Origin of the sequence: Streptococcus sp. DD04 (assembly GCF_001578725.1) — a bacterium.
GTDB classification, from domain to species: domain Bacteria; phylum Bacillota; class Bacilli; order Lactobacillales; family Streptococcaceae; genus Streptococcus; species Streptococcus sinensis.
The window spans coordinates 550,953-561,302 of sequence record NZ_KQ968976.1 but is presented as its reverse complement, the minus strand read 5'-3'; the positions used below and the strand labels follow the sequence as shown (position 1 = coordinate 561,302).

Here is a 10,350-nt window from a genome sequence, read left to right as displayed (position 1 = left end):
AGGAAATCCTGACACCAGCTGGACTGGGGCAGGTCAAGATTTTCACCGAGCTGGGGCGTTTTATGCTGGCGCCTTTCGGTCTCTTGGTGACCAAGGTTACTCACAAAAAGCAAACCTATCGGACCTATCTGGGAGTGGATGCTTCTGCGGTTAATCTCCTACGTCCCGCTATGTATGGAGCTTATCACCATATTACCAATATGGACCGACCAGAAGGACCGACAGAAATTGTCGATGTGGTCGGTAGTCTCTGTGAAAACAACGACAAATTTGCCATTCAGCGGGAGCTTCCTGTCAGTCAGATTGGCGATACACTGGTCATTCACGATACCGGTGCCCACGGTTTCTCCATGGGCTATCAATACAATGCCAAGTTGCGCTCTAGCGAGATTCTCCTAGAGGAAAATGGTCAGGCTCGCATGATTCGTCGGGCAGAGACGCCAGAAGATTATTTCGCGACTCTCTATGGCTTTGATTTTGAAAAATAGAGATAATTTGGTATAATAAAGAGCAATGAAAAAATTGAAATAGGAGTTCGGATTATTATGAATACATTGTTAGCGATTGTATTGATTATGTTAGCTTTCTTTGGCGGGATTTTGCTTGGTATGTACTTGCTTCGCCGTCAGGTTGAAAAGGAATTTGCGGAAAATCCACGTCTCAATGTGGAAGCGGTGCGGACGTTGCTCAGCGCCGGCGGTCAAAAGCCAAGCGAAGCGAGAGTACAGCAGGTTTACCGTCAAATCATTAACCAACAAAAAGCAGCACTTGCTAAAAATAAAAACAAAAAATAAATTTTCCTCTCTTGGCTGTCTTAAAGCCGATAGGAAATTTCTATATAAAAAAATGGGGATTTGGGCTAAGCTTCCAATCCCTTGTTTTAGAAAGAAGACTGTATGGATAACCGACCGATTGGATTTTTAGACTCAGGGGTGGGCGGTCTGACTGTTGTCCGTGAACTGATGCGGCAGCTCCCCCATGAGGAAGTGGTTTATATAGGTGATTCGGCCCGTGCTCCTTATGGTCCTAGGCCGGCAGAGCAGATTCGGGCTTATACCTGGCAGCTAGTCAACTTTCTCTTGACCAAGGATGTTAAGATGATTGTCATTGCCTGCAATACGGCGACAGCTGTTGTCTGGGAGGAAATCAAGGAAAAACTGGACATTCCTGTCCTAGGTGTGATTTTGCCTGGAGCCAGTGCTGCAATCAAGTCAACTGTTGGTGGCAAGATCGGAGTCATTGGCACTCCTATGACGGTGCAGTCGGATATTTACCGAAAAAAGATTGAGGCTCTATCTCCTGAGATGCAGGTGCAGAGCTTGGCTTGTCCTAAGTTTGTACCGCTGGTGGAGTCCAATGAGCTCCAGTCCAGCCTGACCAAAAAGGTGGTTTATGAGACTCTGCATCCTCTGGCGGGCAAGGTTGATACTCTTGTCTTGGGCTGTACCCACTACCCCTTGCTGCGGCCTATTATTCAAAATATGATGGGGCCAAGTGTTAAGCTGATTGACAGCGGAGCTGAGTGTATACGGGATATTTCTGTCCTGCTCAATTATTTCGAAATCAATCGCAGTCGGGAGAAGCGTGAACTGAACCATCGTTTTTATACTACAGCCAGTGCTAAGAGATTTGCGGAAATCGCAGAAAACTGGCTGAATCTGAAAGTCAATGTGGAGCATGTTACCTTATGACAAAGAACATTTATGAATACAAAGATGCCTCTGACTGGTATGTGGCTGAATGGGGGAAAAGTGCCTCTTACAGTGAATTTGAGCGAGTGCCTGCAGAAGCTTCTGAGATTTTAGACCGTTTAGAGAGTATTTTGGCAGAAGAACTAGGCCTGCCCTTAAATATCACGGTCATTCGCTATGGCTCAGCCTTTCGCTTTCTGACCTTCTTGCTGGATATTTTAAATCAAGAAACAGGCCGAAAGTTAGAATTGTTGCAGCGACAGGGAGCTCTCCTTTTGGTTGAAGCGGGCAAATTGCTCTATGTCCATCTGCCACAAACCGGCGTGGATCTCCAAGCCTTTCTGGGAGCAAAAGATGTTAAGGATACTCTCTTGATTGCGACTCGCAATGAGGGCAAGACGGCGGAGTTCCGTAAGCTTTTTGGGAAGTTGGGCTATGAGGTGAAAAATCTGAATGACTATCCTGATTTGCCAGAAGTGGCTGAAACAGGCATGACCTTTGAAGAAAATGCCCGTCTCAAGGCTGAAACGATTAGTCAATTGACTGGCAAAATGGTGTTGGCAGATGATTCAGGTCTGCAGGTGGATGTCTTGGGTGGCCTGCCAGGTGTCTGGTCGGCTCGCTTTGCTGGAGTTGGTGCGACAGATGCTGAAAATAATATCAAGCTTCTGCATGAGCTGGCTATGGTCTTTGACATTAAAGATCGCTCTGCTCATTTCCACACAACTCTGGTGGTGGCTAGTCCAGATAAGGAATCCTTAGTTGTCGAAGCGGATTGGTCGGGCTACATTGCCCATGAGCCCAAAGGTGAAAATGGCTTTGGCTATGATCCTTTGTTCTTAGTCGGAGAGACAGGAAAAACATCAGCTGAGCTGACGATCGAAGAGAAAAATGCCCAGTCTCATCGTGCGCAAGCGGTGCAAAAATTAGTGGAGGTATTTCCAGCATGGCAAAGCAAACAATCATAGTGATGAGTGATTCCCATGGGGATCGTGCCATTGTCGAAGAGATTAAAAATCGTTATTTAGGAAAAGTCGATGCTATTTTCCATGATGGAGACTCAGAATTACCTTTTGAGGATGAAGTCTGGAAAGGGATTCATGTTGTGGCGGGCAATATGGACTTTTATCCTGGTTATCCAGAACGGCTGGTGACAGATTTGGATGGGACTATTATTGCCCAGACCCACGGTCATCTTTTCAATATCAACTTTAGCTTCCAAAAGCTGGATCTCTGGGCTCAGGAAGTAGGGGCAGATATCTGTCTCTATGGTCATTTACATGTTCCAGATGCTTGGATGGAAGGAAAAACTCTTTTTCTCAATCCAGGTTCTATCAGTCAGCCGCGCGGTTTGATTAATGAGAGACTTTATGCCAAGTTAGAAATTGATGAGGAGCGTTTTAAGGTTGATTTTTATACGCGAAATCATGAGCTTTACCCAAGCTTGTCTAAGGAGTTTACCCGATGATTGCTAAGGAATTTGAAGATTATCTTTTGAATTTGGAAGACACTTTTTTGACACCAGAATCCAAACTAGCAGTGATGATCGACACCCACAATGTAGACCATGCGATTCTCTTGTTGAGTCAGATGACCTACTCGCGGATTCCAGTGGTGACAGCGAAGAAAAAGTTTGTCGGAACCATTTCTCTGACAGATATCATGGCTTATCGGATGCAGCATGAGCTACCGGAGGAAGAGTTTATGTCAATGGATATTGTCCATATGACTCGAAAAGATGTTCTGACCGTCGAGCCAGATTACCAGATTTCAGATGTTCTACGTAAGCTGGTAGACGAGTCTTTCTTGCCTGTTGTGGATAAAAAACATCGTTTTTATGGGATTATTACCAGAAAATCGATTTTGAAAGCTGTGAATTCGCTGATGCATAATTTCACAAGTCAGTATGAGATTTCCAAAAAATGAAAGAACAAATCACCCCTTTTTTAGAGCAAAAAAACATCTCGGAAAATTCAAAACTAGCCTATTCCTACGATTTGGAGCAATTTGTCAATGAAATCCACAGTAAGGTGACGGAGACCAATTTGCGGATTTATCAAGCTTCCATCAAGGATTTTAAGGCGGCTGTCCAGAAGCGAAAGCTCTCAGCGGTTAATCAATTTCTCTATTATCTTTACGAGAACAAGATGATTGGAGAATTTCATCGCTTGACCTTGCCCAAGGTCGCGATTTCCAAGGAACTTGAAAGCGAGCTGATGGACTTGTCGGCTTTTTGGGAGACTTCTGCGGTTCCGCATGGCCGACTAATGGCGCTCCTGATTTTGGAAATGGGTCTCTTGCCAAGTGAAATCCTGCAGGTCAAGGTTGAGGACATTAATCTTGACTTTCAGGTTTTGCGGATTGAGAAGGCTGGGCAGAAGCGGATAATAAAAATCCCTGAAAGTCTGACGGATGAGTTAGGTGACTATTTGACAGGGACTTATTTATTTGAAAAGAATGGCAAATCCTATTCACGCCAATGGGGCTTTCGCCAGCTGGAAGCTTTCTTGATTGAGCAAGGGCAGGCCAGCTTGTCAGCCCAAAGCCTGCGGGAGCAGTTTATTTTGCGCCAGCGGGAAAAAGGTGTCGGCATCTACGACATTGCTCGTGATCTGGGCTTGAAGACAGTGATTACATTAGAAAAATACAGATAAGAATGGATATCAAGTTAAAAGATTTTGAGGGACCGCTGGACTTGTTGCTGCACCTCGTATCCAAATATCAGATGGATATTTACGATGTGCCCATTACCGAGGTCATCGAGCAATATCTGGCTTATGTGTCTACTCTGCAGGCCATGCGGCTGGAAGTGACGGGAGAATACATGGTTATGGCCAGCCAGCTCATGCTGATCAAGAGCCGCAAGCTCTTGCCCAAGGCGGTGGATCAGGTGGATCTGGAAGACGATCTGGAGCAGGATTTGCTGAGTCAGATTGAGGAATATCGGAAGTTCAAGCTGCTGGGCCAGAAAATGTCCCTTCAGCATGATGACCGGGCTCTTTATTATTCCAAGCCCAAGCTGGAGCTGGTTTATGAAGACGCTGAGCTCCTACACGACAAGTCAACCATTGATCTTTTCTTGGCTTTTTCCAAGGTGATGACCGAGAAGCAGGAGGAGTTTTCCAAGAGTCATACGACCATTGTGCGAGACGAGTATAAGATCGAGGACATGATGGAAGTAGTGCGCCAGCGCTGTCGGACTCAAAAACGCCTTGCCCTGCAGGATATTTTTGCAGAAACCAAAGATATGAATGAAGTGATTACACTCTTTTTAGCAACCTTGGAGTTGGTCAAGGTGCAGGAGGTTCAGGTCATTCAGGAGGAAAACTTTGGAAATATTTATTTAGTAGGAAGAAAGAATGAGTAAATTAGCAGAGATTGAAGCCCTGCTTTTTGTGGCGGGGGAAGACGGTCTGAAAGTTCATCAGCTATCAGAAATCCTCTCCTTACCGCCGACTGGTGTCATCCAGAGTTTGGAAAAATTGGCGGAGAACTATCAGGCAAATCCTGACTCCAGCTTGACCTTGCTGGAAACGTCAAAGACTTATAAGCTGGTCACCAAGCCTGAATTTGCTGAGATTTTACGAGAGTATTCGCGAGCGCCGATCAATCAGAGCTTATCCCGAGCTGCACTGGAAACCTTGTCGATCATTGCTTACAAGCAACCCATAACAAGGGTGGAGATTGATGATATTCGTGGGGTCAATTCCAGCGGGGCGATTTCGAAGTTACTAGCCTTTGAGCTGATTCGGGAAGATGGCAAGAAGGAAGTCATTGGCCGCCCCAATCTCTATGTGACGACGGATTATTTTTTGGACTATATGGGCATCAATCATTTGGACGAATTGCCTATTGTGGATGAAGAGGAGCTCATTGCTGAGGAAAGTCAACTTTTCGGAGAGTAACAAGTTCATCCTATAAGGGACCTTTTTTGAATACTACCAAGCTTTGAGGGAGGCACTGCTTTCCCTATTTGCCATTTTTCCAGCTGTTAAGGTTGTGAAAATGGTCTTTGTATCTTGTGAAAGGACAATATCGATGAGAATCAATAAATACATTGCCCATGCGGGAATTGCCAGCCGGAGAAAGGCTGAGGAACTGATCAAGCAGGGGCTGGTGACCGTGAATGGTCAGGTGGTGCGTGAGCTAGCGACTACCATCAAGTCGGGCGACCGAGTAGAAGTGGAAGGCCAGCCTATCTACAATGAAGAAAAGGTCTACTACCTGCTCAACAAACCGCGCGGGGTGATTTCCAGCGTAACCGATGACAAGGGGCGCAAAACAGTCGTTGATTTACTGCCGCAGGTCAAGGAGCGGATTTATCCTGTTGGCCGACTGGACTGGGATACTTCTGGCGCCTTGATTTTGACCAATGATGGTGATTTCACGGATGAAATGATTCACCCGCGAAATGAAATTGACAAGGTCTATGTGGCACGTGTCAAGGGTGTGGCCAATAAGGAAATTCTGCGTCCGCTGACTCGTGGTCTGGTCATTGAGGGCAAGAAAACCAAGCCAGCAGTTTATGAGATTCTCAAGGTCGATCCAGTGAAGAATCGCTCGGTTGTTCAGTTGACCATCCACGAAGGGCGTAATCATCAGGTTAAGAAGATGTTTGAAGCGGTGGGGCTGCCAGTGGACAAGCTCTCACGGACTCAGTTTGGACATCTGGATTTGACTGGCCTCAAGCCAGGTGAAGCACGTCGATTGAGTAAAAAGGAAGTCAGCCAGTTGCATAACTTGGCTGTGACTAAGACTAAGAAAAAATGATTAAGAAAATATTGATAGCGCCGGTTCGATTTTACCAGCGCTTTATTTCCCCTGCCTCTCCGCCTTCCTGCCGTTTTCAGCCGACCTGTTCCAATTACATGATTGAAGCTATTGAAAAACACGGAGCCAAGGGGGTGCTGATGGGCTTGGCAAGAATTGGCCGCTGTCATCCCTGGTCCGAGGAAGGGGACGATCCAGTCCCAGACCGTTTTAGTCTTCGGCGGAATGACTCTAAAACAGACTTAGAACGGAAATAGCCTTGTTTCCGTTTTTTGCTAGAGAATAAAGTCCAGCCTTAGCAATTACTATCAGCTTTTTAATATTTTTGTTATAATGTTTTTTATGAGAGTTGTTTCAGGGAAGTACGGGGGCAGACCCCTCAAAACATTAGATGGAAAGACAACGCGACCTACGACAGATAAGGTCAAGGGTGCGATTTTTAATATGATTGGTCCCTATTTTGATGGCGGCCGGGTGCTGGATCTGTATGCAGGCAGCGGCAGTCTGGGGATTGAGGCGGTATCTCGTGGCATGGATTCCGCTGTTTTGGTTGAAAAAGATCGGCGGGCACAAGCTATCGTGGCAGAAAATATTGCCATGACCAAGGAAGCAGCACGTTTTGAGCTGCTCAAGATGGAGTCGAGTCGAGCCTTGGAGCAGTTGACTGGCCAGTTTGATCTGGTTCTACTGGATCCGCCCTATGCCAAGGAGCAGATTATCTCAGATATTGAGAAAATGGCGGAGCACAAGCTCTTGAGCGAGGATATTATGGTTGTTTGTGAGACGGACAAGTCGGTTGATTTGCCAGAAGAAATCGCAGACTTGGGTATCTGGAAGCAAAAAATATATGGAATTTCAAAGGTGACGGTCTATGTCAGATAAAATCGGACTCTTTACAGGGTCATTTGATCCCATTACCAACGGACATGTGGATTTGATTGAGCGAGCTAGTCGGCTGTTTGATCGCTTGTATGTGGGAATCTTCTATAATCCTCACAAAGAAGGATTTTTTAACATCTATGCGAAAAAAAGAATGGTTCTAGCGGCTTTAGCGCATTTGGAAAATGTGGAAGTCATCACTTCGCATGATGAATTGGCGGTCGATGTGGCAAAAAGGCTGGGTGTGACCGCTCTTGTCCGTGGCCTACGCAATGGTCAGGACTTGGACTATGAAGCTAGTCTGCATTTTTTTAATAAGGAATTGGCACCTGATTTGGAGACCGTTTTTCTGCTGAGTCAGCCAGCCTATCAATATATCAGTTCTTCACGAATGCGGGAATTGATCGCTTTTCAGCAGGAGCTTTCTGCCTATGTACCAGCAAGTGTAATCGAGGAGTTAGAGAAAAAAGATGAGTAATGAAATAACAACCCCTAAAAAGATGACGAAAGAAAATAAATACGGCTTAAAATTAGCTGGTTGTGCGGGAGTGACGACTATTCTCGTTCTTGTGCTCTTTCTTTTTTCTTTTATTGTTCCTTTGCCCTATTATATTGAGGTACCTGGGGGCGCAGAAGACATTCGGCAGGTTCTGACTGTGGACGGTAAAGAGGACCAGGCAGCAGGTTCCTACAATTTTGTGACGGTTGGGATTCAGCATGCGACCTTTGCCCATTTGGTCTATGCTTGGCTGACGCCTTTTACGGATATTTATTCAGCTCAGGATATGACGGGGGGCTCAAGCGATGAGGAATATCTGCGGATTAATCAATTTTTTATGGAAACTTCGCAGAATATGGCCAAATACCAAGGTCTTAAAGCCGCAGGAAAAGACATCAAGATGAACTATCTGGGTGTCTATGTTCTGAAAGTAGCTCAGAATTCGACCTTCAAAGGGATTTTGAACATTGCGGATACGGTGACGGGAGTCAATGACAAGACTTTTGAAAGCTCGGAAGATTTGGTCAAATATGTGAATTCTCAGGCCTTGGGCGATAGTGTCAAGGTGACCTATGAGGAAGATGGAGAAACTAAGACAGCGACGGGGAAAATCATCAAGCTGGAAAATGGCAAAAATGGAATTGGCATTAGTTTAATTGACCGCACGGAAGTCAACAGCAGTGTTCCGATTGAATTTTCGACCGAAGGCATTGGTGGTCCTAGTGCTGGCCTTATGTTTAGCCTAGCCATTTATACTCAGCTGGCCAATCCCGACCTGCGAGACGGCCGAGTGATTGCGGGAACGGGCAGCATTGACAGAGAAGGTAAGGTCGGTGATATTGGTGGGATTGACAAAAAAGTAGTGTCTGCTGCCAAGGCTGGGTCGACCATCTTCTTTGCCCCAGATAATCCTGTCAGCGAAGAAGAAAAAAAGGCTAATCCCAAAGCTAAGACAAACTATGAAGCGGCGCTTGAAGCAGCCAAGGAAATCAAAACGGATATGAAAATTGTGCCGGTCAAAACCCTTCAGGACGCCATTGATTATTTAGAAAAAACCAAAAAATCTTAGTTTCGGCTAAGATTTTTAACTTTTAGAGCTGAACCAAGGATTTGTTTTTTGTAAATGATTAGCGGTTTTCATTAAATCGTCTGACTTTTTACAGAAAAATCTTTTTCTAGTGAAAAAATATAAATTCCCCTTGTTTTGTGATAAAATAATATGAAGTAAGATAGATAAGTGACAAAGGATAGGTATGCGTAAAGAGATTTCCCCTGAGTTGTATAATTACAATAAATTTCCTGGCCCAGAATTTAAGCAAATGGGCAGCAAGATAATTGCAGAAAAATTTGAGTTTGAATTGGTGGAGAATTACAAAGAGGCCTTTGATTTAACGGCCTTTCACCAACGCTTTTCAGAAATTCTTAACAAGTTTGATTATATTGTTGGTGACTGGGGCAATGAACAGTTGCGGCTACGTGGCTTTTATCGTGATGAGAAAGCCAAGGAGAATGCCGAGAAAATCAGCCGTTTGGAAGATTACTTGCTAGAGTATTGTAACTACGGTTGTGCCTATTTTGTTTTGGAAAATGCTCAGCCAAGACGGGCTGCCTTTGACAAAAAATCCCATCACAAGAGAAAATCGGACAGCAAGAGACATCCAGAAGTTTCCAGAGAACGTGGGTCTAAAAAAGGCAGGGACGATCAGCAAAAAAATCGTCAGAAATCACCCAAGAATAGGCAACATAAACAAGGCAAACAGGCAAAGCAGGCGGTAACTAACCAGTCTCAGCGCCATTTTGTTATTCGCCAGAATAAAGGAGAAAAATGAAACCATCTATTTATAGCTTAACACGTCAAGAAATGATTGAATGGGCAGAAGCTCAGGGAGAAAAGAAATTCCGTGCTACCCAGATTTGGGAGTGGCTCTATCGCAAGCGTGTCCAGTCATTTGAAGAGATGACGAATCTGTCCAAGGACTTGATTGCTAAGCTAAATGATCAGTTTGTCGTCAATCCGCTTAAACAGCGCATTGTTCAGGAGTCGGCTGACGGTACGGTCAAGTACCTCTTTGAGCTGCCGGATGGTATGCTGATTGAGACGGTACTCATGCGCCAGCACTATGGACTTTCTGTCTGTGTTACGACTCAAGTTGGCTGCAATATCGGTTGCACCTTCTGCGCTTCCGGTTTGATTAAAAAACAACGTGACCTCAATAACGGCGAGATTGTTGCTCAGATTATGCTGGTTCAGAAGTATTTTGACGAGCGTGGTCAGGACGAGCGGGTCAGCCACATCGTGGTTATGGGAATCGGCGAGCCTTTTGACAACTATGACAATGTGCTCAAGTTTATTCGGACGGTCAATGATGATAAGGGTCTGGCTATTGGTGCCCGCCATATCACCGTTTCGACCTCAGGATTGGCTCACAAGATTCGTGACTTTGCTAATGAAGGTGTTCAGGTCAACTTGGCTGTCTCCCTTCATGCGCCCAATAATGATCTCCGTTCAAG

Annotated in this window: 16 protein-coding genes; all 16 read left to right on the top strand. The window is 45.2% G+C overall.

Features of this window, described 5'->3' with window-relative positions; all coding sequences use genetic code 11:
* Nucleotides 1–488: diaminopimelate decarboxylase family protein (locus tag STRDD04_RS11360; protein WP_443031284.1), on the top strand; the 488-nt coding region annotated here is incomplete at its 5' end.
* 57 nt (nucleotides 489–545) lie between these two features.
* Nucleotides 546–794 carry a YneF family protein gene (locus STRDD04_RS02750; RefSeq protein ID WP_062199131.1) on the top strand — a complete coding sequence of 83 codons (249 nt, stop codon included), beginning with the start codon at nucleotides 546–548 and terminating at the stop codon, nucleotides 792–794.
* A 102-nt stretch (nucleotides 795–896) separates the two neighbouring features.
* A complete protein-coding gene (gene racE, locus STRDD04_RS02745; protein ID WP_062199129.1) occupies nucleotides 897–1,691 on the top strand; it encodes a glutamate racemase in 795 nt (264 codons plus the stop codon).
* Nucleotides 1,688–2,659, top strand: a complete 972-nt coding sequence (locus STRDD04_RS02740) for a nucleoside-triphosphate diphosphatase (RefSeq protein ID WP_062199128.1) — start codon at nucleotides 1,688–1,690, stop codon at nucleotides 2,657–2,659. The genes racE and STRDD04_RS02740 overlap by 4 nt, the downstream gene beginning before the upstream one ends.
* On the top strand, nucleotides 2,638–3,159 hold the full coding sequence (locus tag STRDD04_RS02735; RefSeq protein WP_062199127.1) for a metallophosphoesterase: 522 nt from the start codon (nucleotides 2,638–2,640) through the stop codon (nucleotides 3,157–3,159). Before STRDD04_RS02740 ends, STRDD04_RS02735 begins: the two co-directional genes overlap by 22 nt.
* Nucleotides 3,156–3,617 (top strand): cyclic-di-AMP-binding protein CbpB, encoded by a 462-nt coding sequence (gene cbpB / locus STRDD04_RS02730; RefSeq protein ID WP_062199126.1) that lies wholly within the window; start codon nucleotides 3,156–3,158, stop codon nucleotides 3,615–3,617. Before STRDD04_RS02735 ends, cbpB begins: the two co-directional genes overlap by 4 nt.
* On the top strand, nucleotides 3,614–4,345 hold the full coding sequence (gene xerD / locus STRDD04_RS02725) for a site-specific tyrosine recombinase XerD (protein WP_037614629.1): 732 nt from the start codon (nucleotides 3,614–3,616) through the stop codon (nucleotides 4,343–4,345). The genes cbpB and xerD overlap by 4 nt, the downstream gene beginning before the upstream one ends.
* Nucleotides 4,346–4,347: 2 nt before the next feature.
* Nucleotides 4,348–5,058 (top strand): segregation/condensation protein A, encoded by a 711-nt coding sequence (locus tag STRDD04_RS02720; RefSeq protein WP_062199125.1) that lies wholly within the window; start codon nucleotides 4,348–4,350, stop codon nucleotides 5,056–5,058.
* Nucleotides 5,051–5,596: an SMC-Scp complex subunit ScpB gene (scpB, locus tag STRDD04_RS02715; RefSeq protein WP_037614624.1), complete on the top strand. Its 546-nt coding sequence runs from the start codon at nucleotides 5,051–5,053 to the stop codon at nucleotides 5,594–5,596. The genes STRDD04_RS02720 and scpB overlap by 8 nt, the downstream gene beginning before the upstream one ends.
* A 133-nt stretch (nucleotides 5,597–5,729) precedes the next feature.
* On the top strand, nucleotides 5,730–6,461 hold the full coding sequence (locus tag STRDD04_RS02710; RefSeq protein WP_037614621.1) for a pseudouridine synthase: 732 nt from the start codon (nucleotides 5,730–5,732) through the stop codon (nucleotides 6,459–6,461).
* Nucleotides 6,458–6,718 (top strand): membrane protein insertion efficiency factor YidD, encoded by a 261-nt coding sequence (gene yidD, locus STRDD04_RS02705; RefSeq protein WP_062199124.1) that lies wholly within the window; start codon nucleotides 6,458–6,460, stop codon nucleotides 6,716–6,718. Before STRDD04_RS02710 ends, yidD begins: the two co-directional genes overlap by 4 nt.
* 85 nt (nucleotides 6,719–6,803) lie before the next feature.
* A complete protein-coding gene (rsmD, locus tag STRDD04_RS02700; protein ID WP_037616000.1) occupies nucleotides 6,804–7,343 on the top strand; it encodes a 16S rRNA (guanine(966)-N(2))-methyltransferase RsmD in 540 nt (179 codons plus the stop codon).
* Complete coding sequence (gene coaD, locus STRDD04_RS02695) at nucleotides 7,333–7,818, top strand: pantetheine-phosphate adenylyltransferase (RefSeq protein ID WP_062199122.1); 486 nt, start codon at nucleotides 7,333–7,335, stop codon at nucleotides 7,816–7,818. Before rsmD ends, coaD begins: the two co-directional genes overlap by 11 nt.
* Entirely contained in the window at nucleotides 7,811–8,908 is a 1,098-nt protein-coding gene (locus STRDD04_RS02690; RefSeq protein ID WP_443031282.1) for a SepM family pheromone-processing serine protease, read from the top strand. The genes coaD and STRDD04_RS02690 overlap by 8 nt, the downstream gene beginning before the upstream one ends.
* Before the next feature lie 184 nt (nucleotides 8,909–9,092).
* A complete protein-coding gene (locus tag STRDD04_RS02685) occupies nucleotides 9,093–9,668 on the top strand; it encodes a YutD family protein (protein WP_062199119.1) in 576 nt (191 codons plus the stop codon).
* The coding region (gene rlmN, locus STRDD04_RS11355) for a dual-specificity RNA methyltransferase RlmN (protein ID WP_231853870.1) at nucleotides 9,665–10,350 on the top strand (686 nt) is incomplete at its 3' end. The genes STRDD04_RS02685 and rlmN, both read left to right, overlap by 4 nt.